Annotated in this window: 17 protein-coding genes, 1 pseudogene, 1 riboswitch and 1 other annotated feature; of the genes and pseudogenes, 3 read left to right on the top strand and 15 right to left on the bottom strand. The window is 43.8% G+C overall.

The annotated features are described in order from the left end of the window. Positions 1-137, top strand: a pseudogene (locus ACYQ2O_RS05800) (IS110 family transposase); the annotation flags it as partial. Between the two features lie 1,165 nt (positions 138-1,302). On the opposite strand, the gene ACYQ2O_RS05795 reads toward ACYQ2O_RS05800, so the two are convergent. Both ACYQ2O_RS05795 and ACYQ2O_RS05790 read right to left on the bottom strand, forming a co-directional pair. Then, complete coding sequence (locus ACYQ2O_RS05795) at positions 1,303-1,479, bottom strand: PspC domain-containing protein (protein ID WP_091265713.1); 177 nt, start codon at positions 1,477-1,479, stop codon at positions 1,303-1,305. Between the two features lie 80 nt (positions 1,480-1,559). Continuing rightward, positions 1,560-2,465 (bottom strand): CorA family divalent cation transporter, encoded by a 906-nt coding sequence (locus tag ACYQ2O_RS05790; RefSeq protein ID WP_346023721.1) that lies wholly within the window; start codon positions 2,463-2,465, stop codon positions 1,560-1,562. A gap of 188 nt (positions 2,466-2,653) precedes the next feature. On the opposite strand from ACYQ2O_RS05790, the gene ACYQ2O_RS05785 reads away from it, so the two are divergent. Further along, positions 2,654-3,376: a hypothetical protein gene (locus ACYQ2O_RS05785; protein WP_346023720.1), complete on the top strand. Its 723-nt coding sequence runs from the start codon at positions 2,654-2,656 to the stop codon at positions 3,374-3,376. A gap of 46 nt (positions 3,377-3,422) precedes the next feature. On the opposite strand, the gene ACYQ2O_RS05780 is transcribed toward ACYQ2O_RS05785, so the two are convergent. From ACYQ2O_RS05780 to ACYQ2O_RS05725, 12 genes are all read right to left on the bottom strand, one after another. Then, on the bottom strand, positions 3,423-4,088 hold the full coding sequence (locus tag ACYQ2O_RS05780) for an HAD family hydrolase (protein ID WP_346023719.1): 666 nt from the start codon (positions 4,086-4,088) through the stop codon (positions 3,423-3,425). Continuing rightward, a complete protein-coding gene (gene ribH, locus ACYQ2O_RS05775) occupies positions 4,085-4,549 on the bottom strand; it encodes a 6,7-dimethyl-8-ribityllumazine synthase (protein WP_346023718.1) in 465 nt (154 codons plus the stop codon). The genes ACYQ2O_RS05780 and ribH overlap by 4 nt, the downstream gene beginning before the upstream one ends. 25 nt (positions 4,550-4,574) lie before the next feature. After that, entirely contained in the window at positions 4,575-5,768 is a 1,194-nt protein-coding gene (locus ACYQ2O_RS05770; RefSeq protein ID WP_459783731.1) for a bifunctional 3,4-dihydroxy-2-butanone-4-phosphate synthase/GTP cyclohydrolase II, read from the bottom strand. A 24-nt stretch (positions 5,769-5,792) separates the two neighbouring features. After that, on the bottom strand, positions 5,793-6,443 hold the full coding sequence (locus ACYQ2O_RS05765; RefSeq protein ID WP_346023716.1) for a riboflavin synthase: 651 nt from the start codon (positions 6,441-6,443) through the stop codon (positions 5,793-5,795). After that, positions 6,444-7,547 (bottom strand): bifunctional diaminohydroxyphosphoribosylaminopyrimidine deaminase/5-amino-6-(5-phosphoribosylamino)uracil reductase RibD, encoded by a 1,104-nt coding sequence (gene ribD, locus ACYQ2O_RS05760; RefSeq protein WP_428830574.1) that lies wholly within the window; start codon positions 7,545-7,547, stop codon positions 6,444-6,446. A gap of 223 nt (positions 7,548-7,770) precedes the next feature. Next, positions 7,771-7,884, bottom strand: a riboswitch (FMN riboswitch). Positions 7,885-7,927: 43 nt separating this feature from the next. After that, a complete protein-coding gene (locus ACYQ2O_RS05755) occupies positions 7,928-9,148 on the bottom strand; it encodes an acetyl-CoA C-acetyltransferase (protein ID WP_346023714.1) in 1,221 nt (406 codons plus the stop codon). 115 nt (positions 9,149-9,263) lie between these two features. Then, on the bottom strand, positions 9,264-10,142 hold the full coding sequence (locus tag ACYQ2O_RS05750; protein WP_346023713.1) for a MetQ/NlpA family ABC transporter substrate-binding protein: 879 nt from the start codon (positions 10,140-10,142) through the stop codon (positions 9,264-9,266). Positions 10,143-10,170: 28 nt separating this feature from the next. Continuing rightward, a complete protein-coding gene (locus tag ACYQ2O_RS05745) occupies positions 10,171-10,872 on the bottom strand; it encodes a methionine ABC transporter permease (RefSeq protein WP_459770177.1) in 702 nt (233 codons plus the stop codon). Positions 10,873-10,874: 2 nt separating this feature from the next. After that, positions 10,875-11,900, bottom strand: a complete 1,026-nt coding sequence (locus ACYQ2O_RS05740) for a methionine ABC transporter ATP-binding protein (protein WP_459770179.1) — start codon at positions 11,898-11,900, stop codon at positions 10,875-10,877. Positions 11,901-12,023: 123 nt separating this feature from the next. Next, positions 12,024-12,283 (bottom strand) — a binding site (T-box leader). Positions 12,284-12,356: 73 nt separating this feature from the next. Then, the gene (locus ACYQ2O_RS05735) at positions 12,357-13,010 is read right to left on the bottom strand and encodes a copper homeostasis protein CutC (RefSeq protein WP_346023711.1); all 654 of its coding nucleotides are present in this window, start codon (positions 13,008-13,010) and stop codon (positions 12,357-12,359) included. Positions 13,011-13,026: 16 nt separating this feature from the next. Continuing rightward, complete coding sequence (locus ACYQ2O_RS05730) at positions 13,027-14,388, bottom strand: APC family permease (protein ID WP_459770181.1); 1,362 nt, start codon at positions 14,386-14,388, stop codon at positions 13,027-13,029. Positions 14,389-14,538: 150 nt separating this feature from the next. Then, entirely contained in the window at positions 14,539-15,126 is a 588-nt protein-coding gene (locus ACYQ2O_RS05725) for a GNAT family N-acetyltransferase (protein WP_459770183.1), read from the bottom strand. 203 nt (positions 15,127-15,329) lie between these two features. Here ACYQ2O_RS05725 and ACYQ2O_RS05720 point away from each other — a divergent pair, with 203 nt between their 5' ends. Beyond that, positions 15,330-15,980, top strand: coding sequence for a GNAT family N-acetyltransferase (locus ACYQ2O_RS05720; protein ID WP_459770184.1), 651 nt, complete (start codon positions 15,330-15,332; stop codon positions 15,978-15,980). A 756-nt stretch (positions 15,981-16,736) separates the two neighbouring features. On the opposite strand, the gene ACYQ2O_RS05715 is transcribed toward ACYQ2O_RS05720, so the two are convergent. Beyond that, positions 16,737-18,179 (bottom strand): sodium/glutamate symporter, encoded by a 1,443-nt coding sequence (locus ACYQ2O_RS05715; RefSeq protein WP_459770186.1) that lies wholly within the window; start codon positions 18,177-18,179, stop codon positions 16,737-16,739. Between the last annotated feature and the right edge of the window lie 329 nt (positions 18,180-18,508).

Here is an 18,508-nt window from a genome sequence, read left to right as displayed (position 1 = left end):
AAAAATATAAAGAAGTACCGAAAACACAACACAAACGAGCCCTCGTCTTAACTGCACGAAAATTAGTGCGTCTGGTGTTTGCACTCCTAAGCGATCACCAACTCTATATCGCAAGATCGGAGGCGATAGAGTCTTAAGAGAAACTATTTCTTAAGGACGACTATCCGAAGATATAAACCGAACGTATTTTCGAATACGTGGCGGTTTAGTTCAGTGCACCCTTTTTTATGAAAATAGGTTGTCATTTTATAATCTATTCTCTTGACTTAACACCATAATGCTTAATTATGATGACCGGTGCTCTTCTGCTGATTATGTAAGTCCTGATCGGTACCGAAGTTGTTTTCACTTTGCTTTTTTTCTGTCAGATGAGGAAATTGGGAAGGGTTCATCCTTAGCGAACCCTGATGGCAATAGTTATGGATAAAACTCGTTTCTTTGATAGCAATGTTTTGTGATCTTTACGCCCTGTTTTATTGAGGAAGTAAAGTTCCTTGATCCAACGGGGTATTCTGCTTGTTCTGATTTGGAGTAGTTGGATACTTCCAGTGATTTGGGGGATTGGGAGATTTTTTTGGGGAAAAAGTGTCAGCTCGCTGGGTATGGAGGTGTCGAGTTGGACATAAGATCCGTTTTGCGACCAACTCGACACGCTTTCTACCTGCGAGTTGGACATAAGATCCGTTTTGCGACCAACTCGACACGCTTTCTACCTGCGAGTTGGACATAAGTTCCATTTTGCGACCAACTCGACACGCTTTCTCCCTCCGAGTTGGACATAAGATCCGTTTTACGACCAACTCGACACGCTTTCTACCTGCGAGTTGGACATAAGATCCATTTTGCGACCAACTCAACACGCTTTCTCCCTACTAGTTGGTCATAAGATCCGTTTTGCAACCAACTCGACACGCTTTCTCCCTACGAGTTGGACATAAGATCCATTTTGCGACCAACTCGACACGCTTTCTCCCTCCGAGTTGGACATAAGATCCATTTTGCGACCAACTCGACACGCTTTCTCCCTCCGAGTTGGGCATATGATCCAACTATTGCTTTCGTCACAAACAGAATCTTTAATTGGATGGCAGCTGTCAGCATGACAGCTACCTAATAAAAGTTAGAACACAAGAATTATGCATAAGCAGAAACTTTCACGAGCTTCTTTCTGCAACAAAAAAGCAATGAGGTGCCATTAAATATGGAACAAACCTCACTGCTTTTGCGTATTTAAATTGGCCTCTATCAGTTCCCAGGTCAGCTAAACGTTTCTGTGTACATGAGCATTTCTGTAATGCCTTTTTAGTAATCTTCAGGCATGATCATGGCCAGAATGATGTACAGAAGCAGGTTTGATGGAAGGATCAGGAAAATCAGTCTGACAGCCAGTGACGAAATACCGAAAAACTCTGCAATTCCTCCACATACGCCTGAAATAACTCGATCATCTGAAGACTTTCTTAATTTATTGCCGTTCATAGTCTATTCCTCCTCAATTAATTATCTCTTCCTTCACTTTACTCCAATTAATCAGTAATCTCAAGCATGAGTATAATACTTCACAAGTATTTTTTCCTTCTCAGATAAATTGCCACGGCTGCTCCAAGAAGGACTGATATCAGGATAACAACAATCGTTCCAAATGGGGACTGCCGGCCGACCAATCCCCCGGTATTCATCCCGAACAAGCTGAAAATAAGGGTCGGAATGGATATGACCAGGGCGATTGATTCAAGAAATTCCATGATGCTGTTCAATCGGTTATCGATGCTGTCCGAGAGAAGTCCACTTGTGGATTCAATCAGTTCTTTATATAGCTGACTGTTGAAGAGACTTTTACGTATAAGAAGTCTCACGTTTTCTCTCTCTTGGTGAGTACATGTTCTCTCTATCGTTGAATCTGATAACCACTGATGAAAGGTTTCACCATAATCTTCAAGCCGTTTAGAAAAGATAACCATTTCCTGTTCGATATCAGCCAGACTCAACAGCACTTCTCTATTGGCTTTTTCTACAGTTTCCGACTTCGCCTCACGGATGTTCTGGCTTAATCGGTCCATTCGATTGTCCACCGCAATATACATACTAACTATCAGATCCATCATTACCTGATGAGGCGATCGGTCTGAATTGAGCTTATCAAGCAACCCTTCGTCTGAATACCCGTTCAGTACGACTAAAACAGATGCCATTGAAAAAATGAACGTAAGTGTTGTGGATGTATCTGCAAGATGATTACTTTGCAGATCATTAAAAACAGGGAGGTGCAGTACAGACACACGTTGCCCGTAATGATCCTTCAGGCAACTATAGTAGGACACTGTCCTATCTTCCAAGAGAGAGGAAATATCCAAATCTGCTGAAAATTTATCGGTCTCTTTTTTCACATCGTCTCTTACAGGATCAGTTACCAGCACCCATTCAGTAATAGAGTCCGTCCTTTCCGTATTACCTTTACTGATCATGTCACACCTGCTTCCTCAATTGTCCTAAGTCAATCATACTCTAAATTGACTTTAATCTCTATTAACGACCGTCTTATATTTTAGTGTTCCGTACTGAAAATATAAGACGAATAGTGTACACTTTGAGTATTACATAAAGATAGACTGGAAGAAAGAGAGGACAGCTGTCTCAAGCAGCTCAACTGATTATGTGGATACCTTTAATTTTGGCTGTCAGCTTCGTGCTGATTCATTTCCTATCTATATACATATCTTTACCGAAAGCTTTATTAAGACGATTCATTTCGTTTTCTGCTGGAGTGGGAATAGCCTATGTCTTTATCCACCTGTGGCCCCAAGTTGCACACACCCAGGAATTAGCTGAACAGGAAATACACTGGCTGGAAGGACACTTGCTGCACTATGCCTTATATATCATTGCCTTGCTTGGTCTATCCGTTTTTTATGCGATGGACCGTCTGATTGCACGCGCTTATGAAACTAAAGAACAGACCAATCCCAACTTGATCGAATCCCGCCTGTTCTGGGCCCACATTGCCTTCTTTTCTTTATACAATGCCATGATCGGCTACCTTCTGACAGACAGGCGAGAACCGGATGCCACATTAGTTGTATTCTTTATTGCTTTTGCTCTTCATTTTGTGACGAATGACTGGGGGCTCAGACGTCACCATGAATCAGTATATGATCAGTACGGACGGCATATTCTTTCTCTGGCTATCATTGTCGGGTTCGGAATCGGGCTATTTTCTGATTTTCCAGAGTATATATTCGGAAGTGTTGAAGCTTTTGTAGCGGGCGCGATGACACTGAATGTCATCAAGCATGAGCTTCCGTCTGAAAGAGAAGGAAATCTAGAAGGCTTTCTGACGGGGGTAATTTCAGCCGGTTTCCTGTTTATATTCATATAAAAAAGTGATGCGGCCGTCTGAAAGAGACCGAGCATCACTTCGTTTATTATAAATAGTTTCTAAGTTCACCTATATCGGAGATGAGCAAATCTGCTCCTTCGAGTTCCTTATGTTTTCCGAAGCCATAGGTGCATCCTATAGCGTAGACTCCTTCAAGTTCAGCCGTTTCGATATCCTGGAATCGGTCGCCTATTACAACAATATCTCCTTCAAAGTCCTGTTTCAGCAGTTTAACGATCTCTTTCTTTGATTTCCTGAAGTTGAACTGTTCCGTACAGTACAGTCTCTTAAAGTAGCCTTTCAGTCTAAACTGTTCGGCATGCATCTCCATGTAACTGATTGAGCAGTTACTTAAGAAGATCAGAGTATATCCCTGATCTTTGAGATACTGCAGAGTGTCAACAGCGCCTGCATACCATCTAGCTTCATTCCTCTGAATCATTTCAAGCATCGTTTTACCGATAAGTCCAGATGCATCCTGACGAAAACTAGGATCGAGGTCGGGCATGAACAGCTCCCACATTTCCTGCTTGCTGTAGCCCAGCCACTGGGTAATTTCTTCATCTGACCAGTTTTTTTCTTCTGCTTTGTTATTCTTCACAAGATAATTGTATGCGCGTTTAAACGCGGGGATGTATATTTTACTGCTGTCATGAAGCGTACCGTCATAATCAAAAATGATTGTTCTGACGTGACTCAATTCATTCTTCATTTCAATTTTTTCATAAGGTTGGCCATTTCGATTGCTCCAACGGCTACTTCTCCACCCTTGTTACCAGCTTTTGTTCCGGCACGTTCAATAGCCTGTTCGATTGTATCGACTGTCAGCACGCCGAACATGACAGGTACACCTGTAGTGTCTGATGCTGAAGCCACTCCCTTGGATACTTCTCCACAGACATGGTCGTAGTGAGAGGTAGCTCCTCTGATCACTGCACCAAGAGTAACCACTGCATCATACTTTCCGGATGCCGCCATTGTTTTAGCTACTAATGGGATTTCATATGCTCCAGGTACCCAGGCAACGTCGATATCCGACTCTTCCATTCCGTGTCTGACTAATGCATCTACAGCCCCATCAAGCAGTCTTGACCCGATAAAGTCATTGAAGCGTCCCACGACGATTCCAATTTTTAAATCCTGTGCAATTAACTGTCCTTCAATCTTATTCATAATTCTGTTCCTCCAAATTCATTTTTTAATATTCTAAATAGTGTCCCATTTTTTCTTTTTTCGTGCGCAGATACTCCTTGTCTTCATCGAAGAGCGTCATCTGTATCGGTACCCGCTTTTCGACTTTCAGCCCGTACTGATCCAGACTTGATATCTTGAGGGGGTTGTTGGTCATCAGATTAAGTCTGCTGACACCAAGATCATCAAATATCTGCTTGCATTCGTAGTACTCCCTGGCATCTATCGGGAAGCCGAGCAGAACATTGGCCTGAATGGTATCGTGCCCCTGATCCTGCAGCGCATACGCTTTGATCTTGTTGACCAGTCCGATCCCGCGGCCTTCCTGTCTCATGTATAGAAGCACGCCTCTGCCTTCTTCTGCAATTTTTTCCATGGCAGAATCGAGCTGCTGACCGCAGTCACATTTTTTAGATCCGAACACATCCCCAGTCAGACATTCCGAATGGATGCGACAGAGAACAGGTTCCCCATCTGATACATCTCCTTTGACAAGCGCGACATGATGTTCACCGGTAAATTTATGTTCATACGCATAAATATCGAATTCACCGAACTTTGTTGGCAGCTTGGCTTTTGATTCCCGAAAAATAACCTGTTCATTGGCTTTCCGGTATTCGATCAGTTCACTTATCGTTGCCATTTTCATATCGTGTTCTTCTGCAAAAGCCACAAGATCATCACGTCTAGCCATGCTCCCGTCATCGTTCATGATTTCACAGCATAAACCGACCGGTTTCAGACCGGCGAGTCTCATCAGATCTACAGTGGCTTCCGTATGGCCATTTCTTGCCAGCACACCTCCGTCAACCGCTTCAAGTGGAAACATATGTCCCGGACGCTTGAAGTCTTCAGGACGGCTGTCTTCATCCACCGTTTTCATAGCTGTCAGCGAACGTTCGCCGGCTGATATTCCTGTAGTGGTATCTACATGATCGATGGATACTGTAAAGGCTGTCGTGTGATCATCCGTATTGTATAGACTCATTTGAGACAGACCCAGCTTCTTCGTATACTCCTTAGTCATAGGAATACAGATCAGTCCTCTGGCATACTTGGCCATAAAGTTGACATTTTCAGCAGTCGCGAATTCTGCTGCACAGACGATGTCTCCCTCGTTTTCCCTGTCTTCATCATCTACGATAATGACGTTTTTCCCTTGTTTCAGATCTTCCAGTAATTCTTCAACTTTATTGAACATGCCCTCACTCCTGTTTCTTTCTATCTATACAAACCCATTAGTCTGCAAAAAGTCTTGACTTAGCTTTAACTTTGTCTCGCTCTTTGGAGCCAGGCCCATTAGCTTTTCTACATATTTTCCGATCATGTCACATTCGAGATTGACCTTGTCGCCGATTGAATGGCTCAGCAATGTGGTTTGCTCAGACGTATGCGGGATGATCGATACTTGAAAGTCATTATCTGATACAGCTGCGACCGTCAGACTGATGCCGTCGATTGCTATGGATCCCTTTTCGATAATGTATTTCAGCAGGTTCTTGGAGGCATTGACTGTGACCCAGACCGCATTATCGTCTTTTCTGAAATGAGTAATGACTCCTGTTCCGTCGATGTGTCCGCTGACCATATGGCCACCTAGTCTGGTCTGAAGCGTCAGCGCTCGCTCAAGATTGATACGGCTACCGGAAGTCAGTGTTCCCAAAGTCGTTCTATCCAAGGTTTCTGACATGACATCAGCTGTGAAAAACGTTTTATCGAAAGTAGTGATCGTCAGGCACACCCCATTAGTCAATATGCTGTCTCCTATGGCTGCATCTTCCAGAACCTTCTCTGCTTTAATGGTCAATTCGCTTGATTTAGCACCTTTTTTAATGCTTTTGATTTCTCCTATTTCTTCAACAATTCCTGTAAACATTTAATTTTCACTCCTATCTATATAAGCTTCAATATGCAAATCATCTTCAATTCTGGTTATTTCAACAGATTTCAGTTTATAAGCATCGGACATCTGTTGGACCCCGTGTCCAATGACTGGAGATATCGCTTCTGCTCCACCAAGGAGTTTAGGTGCAATATAAACAGACAGTTTGTGCACGATTCCAGCTTTCAACGCAGCTGCATTGAGCGTTCCTCCCCCTTCAAGCAGAAGGCTGTCTACGCCGTATTCCCCGATGATCCGCATGGCTTCTTCCAAATCGACATGTCCGTCAGATTCTCCAACAATTTTTACCGTCACGCCTCTACTTTCAAGCGCCTCTTTTTTTGCCGAAGGTGCCTGTTCGGTCGTCAGTATCAATGTCTTTGCTTTATCCTGCTCAGTCAGGACTCTTGCGTCCATAGGGATTTTCAATTGACTGTCCATAATAATACGCACTGGCTGAGGCAGTCCATCAACCCGACAGGTCAATCGGGGGTCATCTTTCAGGACCGTTCCTATTCCAACCATTATTCCGCTGAGATGCCCTCTTAAATGATGCGCATGATTTCTTGATGCATCAGACGAGATCCATTTCGACTCCCCGGTTTCTGTAGCTATTTTTCCATCCAGTGTCATTGCGTATTTCATTACGACAAAGGGACTTCTAGTAGTAATAAAATAGTTGAACACTTCGTTCAACTTTCTGCTTTCTTCTTCAAGAACGCCTGTCACCACTTCAATTCCTGCATTTCTTATACGCTCAATGCCGTTTCCAGAAACGACCGGGTTCGGATCAAGTGCGGCTACAACTACTCTCTTCAGCTTTTTGTCGATAATCAGATCCGAACATGGCGGCGTGCGGCCATAATGAGAACACGGTTCAAGCGTGACATATATCGTTGCCCCTTCTACTGGTTCATTCGCAGAGTTGATCGCATTGACTTCTGCATGCGGTTCTCCAGCTTGATGATGATACCCTTCTCCTATGATTCGCCCGTCTTTCACTATGACAGCCCCTACCATAGGATTAGGAGACGTGTGACCCTTCGCTTGCGCTGCTAAATATAATGCCCTTTTCATATAGGTTTCGTCCGTTGTCACTTTTTCACCTCATTAAAAAAGCCCCGAATCAATTAAGATTCAGGGCTTGAAGAATTTTGACCAGTTATGCACATAACAGAACAAGAGAGTACGCCAGTCAGACTGGCAGCTGGACCTATATAAAGAAAAACCCTGGAATAAACTATTCCAGGGTTTGAAAGGTCATCTCAATCTGCACTTTGAAAAGGCCTAGTTGTCCTCTTGAAAGTCCAATTGTGCATATACGTGTCTTCTTTCATCCAGACTATACTGTCGGCTTCGGAATCTAACCGAATCTGCCTTGCGGCTCGTGGGCTTTACCACCGGTAGGGACTTACACCCTGCCCTGAAGACTATTTACTTGTTAAATAAATCATATATGGAAAATATAACTGTGTCAACTATGAATATTTATTATCTGCATTTTTAACCAGAACAGCTACTCCCATGCCTCCGCCGATGCATAATGACGCCAGACCGTATGTCAGTCCACGCTGCTTCATCAGATGGACAAGTGTGACCAGAATCCGGTTACCACTGGCACCAACTGGATGACCAAGCGCAACAGCTCCTCCATTTAGGTTTGTCCGCTCAAGCATATAGTCTTTGTCTACTCCAAATTCATCCGATATTTCTTTTATAACACCCAGACTCTGACTGGCGAATGCTTCATTCAACTCGAATACATCGATGTCCTCAAAACTTATTTCCGCACGCTTGACTGCCTGCTTGATAGCTGGAGTTGGTCCTAGACCCATAACTGAAGGATCGACGCCTCCCTGACCTATCCCGACGATTTCAACGAGGGGAGTCAGATTATTTTCAGTCAGGTAGTCTTCCCCAACGATCAGAGTTGCGCTGGCCCCGTCATTGATTCCGGAGGCATTTCCGGCTGTAACGGACCCGTCTTTTTTGAAAGCCGGTCTTAGGCTGTTCAGTTTTTCTTCTGTCGTATTACGATTGGGGTATTCGTCCGTGTCGACAATAACCGTTTCTCTACGGACTTTAGTCTCCACTGGAATGATTTCATTATTGAAGGCCCCATTGTCTATCGCTTCGATCGCTCTCTTTTGAGACGTGTAGGCAAAGTGATCCTGATCTTCTCGAGTCAGGTTGTATCGTTCAACGATATTCTCAGCGGTCACTCCCATATGATAGCCTTCAAAAGCATCTGTCAAAGCATCATCTAGCATGTGGTCTCCCACTTTATAACCGCCCATTTTCTGACCACTACGGGTGCTGCCTGGAATTAGGTAGGGTGCCTGACTCATTGATTCTGTGCCCCCTGCAATGATCGCTTGATATTCACCGGCTTTAATTCCCAGATAAGCGTTCATTACCGATTTTAATCCACTTCCGCAGACCATATTCAATGAATACGCTGGAACGTCAACTTGAATTCCTGCCTTGATTGCTGCCTGACGAGTGACACCTTGTCCCTGTCCAGCCGGCAGTACATTTCCCAGAACAACTTCATCGATGTCTTTCTGATTGATTTTGCTCTGTTCCAGCACACCTTTTATTGCGTAACTGCCTAAATCAGCGGCAGACACATCTTTAAGTGCGCCTAAAAATGATCCAATGGGTGTTCGTTTTGCTCCTGCGATGTAAACTTTACTCATTCCATTCTCCCTTTCGTCAGCTGCTTTGATTCTTTCTAGTCATAGTATTGACCACGAGCTGGAACAAGTAAAGTCATATGCAGTAATTTTAGAACAATCTTAAACTCTTTATTTTTTATTCGTCAACTGGTATAACCGCACCATCCCAAGTATCCAGAATGAATTCCTGAGTTTCTTCTGCTCTAAGCACTTCAACCAAACGGGCAATCAGTTCGCTGTCTTCGTCTTCTGAACGTACTGCAATGATATTGGCATACGGCGACGAACTGCTTTCCAAAGCGATTGCTTCTTCAACTGGACTGATGTCTTGATCCACTGCAAAGTTTGAGTTGATGAAGAACACATCTCCTTCATCCTGAGCGTACAATGTCGTCATTAGCGCTGCATCGTATTCATATTCGAACTGAAGGTTTCGTTCATTTTCTACAATATCATCGAACGATGCGTCAATCAGATCGATCGAGTCGTCTACTGTGATCAGCCCGGCATCCTGAAGAATACCCAGAATACGTCCGTGATCGGCAACACTGCTGCTGGCAAGAATCGTTGCCCCTTCAGGCAGATCTTCCAGGCTGTCGTGACGGTTTGAGTATGCACCTAGAGGTTCGATATGAATCCCACCTGCATTGGCGAAGTCATAGTCGTTTTCTTCCACTTGTGTTTCAAAATACGGCACGTGCTGGAAGTAGTTGGCATCGATATCCCCATCAGAAAGAGCCAGATTCGGTATAATGTAGTCATTATACGTTTCGATCTCCAGTTCAATGCCTTCTTCTGCCAGTGTCGGCTGAATGAATTCCAGGATTTCTGCGTGAGGCACATTGGTCGCCCCGACTCTTAGTACCTGAGACTCTTCAATTGTCTCTTCTGTTGTTTCATTTCCATTGCCTTCTGCCGGATCCGGGCTGTCTCCAGCTGTATCGCCATTTCCATTCCCGCATGCTGCCAGTAAGAATGCACTGCTCAATAAACCTAGTCTGATTGCTTTTTTCATAATATATTTCTCCCCTATTCTCTATTTTTTATCTTTTATCAATATAAGAAACCCAACGGTCCCCTATAAATTGGATAACAAAAACAATGAGTAAAATTACTAATGTGGACACTAGTGTGACGGTTGCCCTACCTCGCTGGAAGCCTTCCAGATAAGCCAGATTCCCTAAGCCACCTGCTCCGATCACCCCAGCCATCGCCGTGTAGCCGACGAGACTGATCGCCGTAACTGTTATGCCGGCAATGATGGAAGGCAGGCTTTCCGGAATATACACTTTCATGATGAGTTCAAATTTAGACGCACCCATCGCTTCCGCTGCTTCGATCACGCCTTTATCCACTTCTCTGAGTCCCGTTTCTACCAGCCGTGCATAGAACGGTGCAGCTGATAAAATAAGGGCAGGAAGTCCTGCAGTCGGTCCTGTAATGCTGCCGACGATCACCCGTGTAAAAGGAATCAGCAGAACGATCAGGATAATAAACGGAATCGACCGGAAAATGTTGACCATGACTGATACTGACTTGTATAAGGCTACTGACCAGATCGTCTGGTTGTCTCTCGTTTCATATAGAATAAGACCAAGTATAAGTCCGAGAACGAAGACGGCAATGACTGACAAGGCGCTCATATAAATCGTTTGCTTTGTTGCTGTCCATAATCTGTCCCATGAAACAGTTTCAAAATTGGTATATTCTGTCAAGATACCTGCTATTGTCAATTGATTTAACATTTTTATTCAATCACCTCTACTTGGACAGGATAGGTTTTGAACAGTTCGAGTGCCTGTTCCTGCTTGCTCTGGTCACCTAGAACCTGGATGATCAGTGTACCTACCGGCGTGTTATGTGTCGACTGGATCGTTCCTTGAATAATGTTGATGTCGCAGCCGCATTGTCTGCTGACCTGAGTGATCACTGGTGAGCCGATGTTGTCTCCTTGGAAGAACAGCTGAATGATTTGACCGTCCGGATAGGCTTTTTTCAGTTCAGTCAGCGCCTGGCGCGTCTCCTTATTGTCCGTTTCCCTGTCCTGACGGATAAATCGTTTAGTAATGTCTTCCTGAGGATTTCTGAATACCTGGAGAACCGATCCCTCTTCAGCGATATTTCCTTTGTTCATAACCGCTACCCGGTCACAGATTTTTCTGACTACTTCCATTTCATGAGTGATCAGAACGATCGTGACATTCAGTTCCTCATTTATCTTGGCGAGAAGGTCAAGCACTTCATCTGTCGTCTGAGGATCGAGGGCGCTGGTCGCTTCATCACAGAGCAGGACTTTCGGGTCATTCGCCAGTGCTCTGGCAATCCCGACCCGCTGCTTCTCTCCACCAGACAGCTGTGCCGGATAGGCTTTTTCCTTGTCACTTAATCCGACCAGGCTGATCAGTTCTCTGGCCCGGTCTATCCGCTCGGCTTTTGACACACCGGCAATTTCAAGTGGGAAGCAGATATTTTCCAGTACAGTCCGGCTCCAGAGCAAGTTGAAATGCTGGAAAATCATACCTATGGACTGGCGCTCTTTTCTCAGCTCTCTTTTTCCTAGAGGAGAAAGCTCCTTGTCGTCAATGATGACGGAACCTGAAGACGGCCGCTCAAGTCCATTAAGCATTCTGAGCAAGGTACTTTTACCGGCTCCAGAATACCCGACTATGCCGTAAATTTCTCCTTTGTTGATTGTTAAATTAGTTTCTTTCACAGCTTCAAACGGCTGTTTTTTGTTTAAAAATGTCTTGGTCACTTTATTTAAAGTAATCACTTTGGTTCACTCCTGTTCTAATACGGTCTCTAAACCTGAAAGGGACAGTTTCCTGATAGGTCCAGAGAAACTCTGAAGATTATACAGAGCAATAAAAAACGCCCTTTTCAAGTCTCTAAACTTAAAAAGGGCGAATAGGTCTATTCGCGGTTCCACCTTCGTTCGTCACTTCATTGCTGAAGTAACCTCTGCCAGTACTTAAAAGCCTGTCTGCTTCTGCATACTGCGGCACTATAGCGGGTGCACCCGGAAATGGCTCATACATGTACTCACCATTTCAGCTCAAAGACCATTTTCCAGATCGATCCTCATGCTCCCTTTCACCAGGCGAGAGCTCTCTGAGATGAATCTCTAATCTGTACTTATCTTTTCAACGCTAACTGTTCTCATTTAAATTTAATTAATGTTGTGACTGATTAGTAGTCTATCAGATGGACTAAATCCGTGTCAACACTTTTATTTTTTATTTTTTTTTAAATCCAGGTCAACAATCTGCGTACCGTGGAACTGGTCCGTGTGAATCAACTCAGCTGCTTCGGAAAGATTTTTATAAGTTAGGCCCCCACCGGCAAGAATTTCAAGACGTCCTGAAGCTTCTTCGACAAGCTGATTGATCCATTTATAATGATTCAGAGCTGACCCTGCTTTTGCCCCTCGTGTCAGTAGTCTGTTTATTCCATGACCGCTCAGTTCTGAAACTGCAGCCAACTGAGCTGTTTCGGCAAGCTCGTCAAATGCCATATGAAAAACCGTTTCTCTGTTTCCAGCACATTCGACCAGTTTGTCGATAAATGGCCAGTCGATTTGTCCATCTGGCGTGAGTGCACCGAAGACTATCCCGTCTGTTCCAAGTTCGACTGAACGAGCAGCAGATTCGACCATCATCGCTTTTTCTTCGTCCGTGTAGACAAAGCTGCCTCCACGTGGCCTTATCATCGTTACGACCTTGACCTGATGCTGATGAGCGAATGCCAGAACCTCTTTCTGGACCTGTTCAGAAGGGGTTGTTCCTCCTACATCCAGCCTGTCACACAATTCTATCCGGTCAGCACCGGCATGAATAGCTTCAGGTACGTTGTAGAAGTTTTCAGCACAAAATTCTCTTAACATGTTATCTCTCCTCGTTTTACCCTTCATTAATGAGAGGCTGCGCATGTTTAGTGCCGTAAAGATACCCCAGTACACATACAAGAGCTGAGAATCCTATGAAGATCGGCATGTAAAACGGATTTGAGAACCAGCCGCCCAGCAGGATGACCAGCGATCCGATCGTGCCCAGTACTGGCGCGACGTAACCTAAAAATACACTAGTGATGCGTTTTTCCTTCTTAAGCTGAATGACTTTGATATACAAGACAATATATAGGACATAACTGAATACGATGGCGATTTCACTGATGTCTCCACCGGCAAGGATGTCCCATCTTTGAGTAATGTAATGCATGACCAGCCAGAAGACAGATAATCCGTATGCTGTCAGTGCGGCGAATGGTGACAGACCTTTCTCTTCATCCAGATTCTTAATTCGACCACTCATCGGCATCATATTTTTCATAGCCAGAGTATGAGGCAGTCGGATATAACCCAAGCTGATCCCATTGACCACTCCAAGGATGGATATGAGCACAAAGCTCGTCAGTATCCGTTCCCCGTATATGCCTAATATCGACTGCCCAGCCTGACCGATCGCCTGATCGCCTGCCGAGAGAATGAACTCCACGCCGACGATTGCTATCAGTCCAAGGAAGAAGGCCAGGTATACCCCAAGAACAACAAGCGGGCCGATCGTCAGTGCCAGTGGCATCGTCCGTCGATGATTTCTCACTTCCTGAGTGATGGTCGTAGATACGATCCATCCGTCGAAAGAAAAGGCTACCGGGGCTAACGCTCCAAGCCAGGCCCATCCGACATTGCTTCTTTCAACCAGAGCTATTCCTTCAGGCAGAGCCGGTGCGTTCTGATTCCAGAAAATCCCTAGCAGTCCGATTCCAATCAGAGGAATCATTTTGACTACTGTGGATATATTCTGAAAACGCCCTCCGCTCTTGTATGAAAAGTAGTTCATAGCAAAGAAGAATGTCATGTACATTAGTCCTAGTATCGTCTGCAGTTCCAGACTGGACTCCAGACCAAACAGAGAAATAGTATAAATCCCTGATACCCAGCTGACAACGGCTGTAATCGTCGGGAAATAGACATAGAGCTGGAACCATCCAAAGGCGTTCGCTGCTTTTGACGAAACGAATTCCTCATAGTAGGAGACGACTCCTCCTCTCATGGAAGACCGACCTGCCAGTTGTGATAAGGTGATACTTCCGAATATGACACAAAGTGCCCCAATAACGAAAACCAGAATACCCAGCCAGACACTGCCTCCAGTTGCAATTAGAATTTCATCTGCTTTAAAAAATATACCTGAACCAATACTGATTCCGATGATCATGGAAATGGCAGTTCCCAGACCATAGTGTTCTCTTTCTTTCATCATGACTCCCTCCTCCATTGCTGAAAGGCAATGGTTAAAAATGCATTATTCAACTATAGCAAAAAGAGGGATTGAAATAAAGAGATAGAACATGTGTTATTTATGATAACGGTCTCAGTTTATAGTCTTCTCATTCTTATTAGACATAGGGATTTAATATCTGATTACTTTTTTCATAAAGTGATAGTCAGATTCCGGCTTCGAGTACTGTTCTATAAATCCATATTTTTCGTAAAGATGTTTTGCCCGGTCATTTCCTTTCAGAACATAGAGAGTCAGATTGTCGATTTCCGGATCACTTAGTGCCGCACCTGTCAAATAGTCCATAATGTCGTGGCCGATCGACTGATTTCTATGGGACTCTTTCACTGCGATAAAATCGATGTACCATTCATTTTTAACAGGATTTCGACTTGTACTCATTCCAGCCTTAACAAAGGAAATAAACGCTTTCGGTCCAATCGCCTTTATGATCGCAGCGGTTTTAGCTAAAAGTCTCAAACCTGGCTTAAAATGACCAGAAGTGGAACAGCCGAAACCTCCGACAACTTCCCCTTCTGCTTGTACGGTAAAGATAGTCATTGAAAAACTGTCTGCTTCCTGAATCCAGACTAGCTTGAGTAATTTCTGTAGCTGCTTCTTAGTCAGCTGGGTCTTGTCCTGAAACTTATCGTAGAACGCATTAGCTACCATCTGACTGACTGCCTCTGCCTCGTGTTTATTCATTTTTCCGATCTGCATGAGTCTATCTTCCTTTCAAAGGTCATTCTATCTAAAAAGGATCTAGCACTACTCCTTGACGACCAGATATTTCCCCTCGTCCCCAGTGTAACAGGTCAGGTGAGTCGTTTCATTTTCTAAGTCTCAAGCCTACTATCCTTTTCGGCCCATTCCCATCCTTATGCTATAATGTATCCATAACACGCTACAGAAAGGGCGATTAAATGTCAGCCGATACACTGATTTACCGGGCTATTGAAAAAAAAGATTACGCAGCTGCGGCCCAACTTATTAAAGATACCTGGCAGTACGAGAAAGTTGCTTCATCCAACAATGCTTTGCATATGGCCTATGTTTTTCTGTATTCAAGTCTTGCTCATCATAATTTTTCACAAGTTGCCCTCCGAGAAGGGAAGCTCGTTGGACTGATTCTGGGGCGGACAAATGAGGTTCCACTCAAAGAAAAACGTTATTACTTGAATATGGGCTATCATCTGATCAGGCTGCTTCTGACTTCTGAGGGAAAACAGGCCGTTCAGTCTTTTCGAAGAAATTTGCAGGTTAATCAGGCCCTGCTTAAACAGACTTACGAAACATACGATGGAGAACTGACATTTTTTGCGGTTGATGCGTCAACCAGACAGTCAGGCATTGGTTCTCATTTGTTCCATTCCTATCTCACTTTTATGCAGAATGAAGGGGCCAGAACATTTCGTCTGTTTACTGATACGAGCTGCACTTATGCGTTTTATGAATCTAAAGGGATGACGCGCATCGGGGCTGTCACCAGACGCATGCCGTTTTTAGATAAGGAAATGAGCTTTTTCCTATATCGAGGAGACCTGCAGGAATTAAAGACAGACAAGGCCTTATAGGCACTCATCTTTATTTTCAGCTGCTTATCACATGCACTTAGATCAGTTATATCAGAATTGGCCAGTGAAGAGTTTTCACTGGCCTTATTTTATTGTTATTCTATCAGTTATCAGACACTTAGTATTTTTACATCTAGGTCATCCTGCCGTTAATGATTCAATTTATTACAGCCGTAAGAGGGATAAACTGTAACTAAGATAATTCTACTTGCAGCTGCGAGCACTAATTCCTTCACTTACTTCCATCAGAACAGATCTAGATGCATCTCCATCGATAATTATTGTCACAAATACCGCTATAAAGGTTCTAGTTATAGCTCTGAAAGAATCTTTACGACTAAATTACTGCTAGACCCCTTTTAACTGTATCTTACAAAATTCCCTATCCATATAATTCAGTTAAACACGCATTACTTTGAGTTCAGTACTCACTTTAGTCTTTATACTGTAATTAAAAGCAGTCATAGCTGTAGTTCGCTGCTTCTAATTGTTGATGAGCTGCCATTTAGACACCTATTTTCGACTTTTACATTCCTTAAGTGACCTGACGTGACCAGTCTCTCAGAAAATCGTCACATTTCCGTACTATTTGAAGCATTTTATAATCAGAAGATTTGAGAAGCTCAAATCTGACCTAATCTGATCATTTCCTTCCTGAAAACAGTAGAAACGGTCGAGCTGACAGGTGCACAGAAAGACCTCATCCGGATAAGAGCAGGCTTTTACTCCATAGATGAGGTTAATCTTTCTTAAGTTTTAATTACTCTGTTCAGCTGTTTGGACTTTTCCTTTTCTTTTCGGATTGAATTTAATCAGCCCAAAGATCAGGAAGAACACGGTAATGACGGTCGAAATAATCAGGAAGACCACTGGACCGAACTGGTAAATGAACGGCAGTGATGCAGCCGTCACCAGTCCCCCTCCAACGAAAGGTTCAAACAGGATCTGTTTGTAGCCGAATCCCATCAGCGCGGGAGTCTGATATTCCGGATCGGCAATTTTCATCAGTAGAAGTCCGGTCGCTGTCATACCCGTTGCCTGTCCAAAATCACCAAGTCCTCTTTCAAACCAGTACTCGGGAATCATCCGTGGACCGAGGTACAGGAATGCAAAGACGTTCCAGGCTGTAGCGACGATTGCCAGCAGGAGGAACGGCAGGATATTTTCTCCAATGACCTGCAGAGATAATGTAGCCAGCGCAGATACAAGAAGCACATCCAGAGCAAAGCCGGATATTTTGCTGATCAGGTTCTGATCGATATACATATGAATATCTAGCTTATCGAAGAACATCTGAACGATGACTCCACCGATCATAGCGAGCGGGAACAGGGGCACATAAGGGAATAAGACTACATCTGTCCACGCTCCCCATGTACTGGCTTCCAGCAGGATAAGACCTTGCTGCAGGACATAACCGATCACTATTGCAAATGCAATAAGTGACAAGTGAAAGGCAAGTGGTTCGATCGCTTTGGCTTCTTTCACTTGAGATTCCATCTCGAATCCGTGAGACTCACCTAAACGTTCTTTTTCTTCTTCAGTATAGTACTCTTTCCCTCCGACATGTTTAGCGAAGCCTTTTCTGTATCCAATATTGATGATGATGATGCCTGCAACGACCCCAACTAAAATACCGACTGTAGCTAAACCGAGAGCGAGGTCTGTACCTTCGGCAAAGCCAAGGTTTTCAAATGTGCTGGCCAATCCGGCAGCTGTCCCATGACCACCTACAAAACTAATTTCGATCAGTGCTCCAGCCAGCGGATTCATACCAAATAGTGGCGTCAACACAAGCAATGTAAGCAGCAGACCTATAACATACTGTCCCCATGATACAGCCTGTCCCATTACGATCTGAGGACCTGCGACATCCCATATTTTTCTGACACCAGGGACTTTCTTGCCTAAGAAAAGAGCGGCGAATACGATATTGATGAACATCCCTGGAAGATGACGCCACACATCGAGAATAAAACCAGGCATCAGTCCATTATAAAACATGGATCCCTGCTCCAGAAATTGAGACGTCAACCGTCCCAGAACATCAGGACCTAAAAACAAGGCAATAAATCCTGCGATAATCGAACTGGGTAAAAACAGATTGCGCAGCCATTTCGTATGCAGGCGCACAACTTTACCGATAATCAGACACACCCCGATCAACAGAAAACTAAACCCCACCATATTTGGTGTCATAACCCATTCCTCCTAGTACGTGATTATAATTACACAAATTTTACGATTATAATCAAATTTAATTTTCTAACAACTATTGTGAGATTACGTACGAAATATTCAGGAGTAGAATGATTAGATCTCTAAGAATAACATTATTTTTTTATCCTTCAACTTAATTATCTGATAATTCTTTTACACTATCAAGTCAATCATCTGGCAGGTATGTGTCAAGACTTTGGCGGAAACTTTTTTTCTAGAGATGGTAACTCTTCAATTTTAATATTAAAATGGCTCATTCTGTGTGTTTCATTACCCAAACATTTTCTTCAGTTGTCCCATTGGACTTG

The organism is Alkalibacterium sp. m-11 (assembly GCF_054658155.1).
The sequence above is the reverse complement of the archived record's forward strand: the minus strand, read 5'-3'. Positions and strand labels throughout refer to the sequence as shown.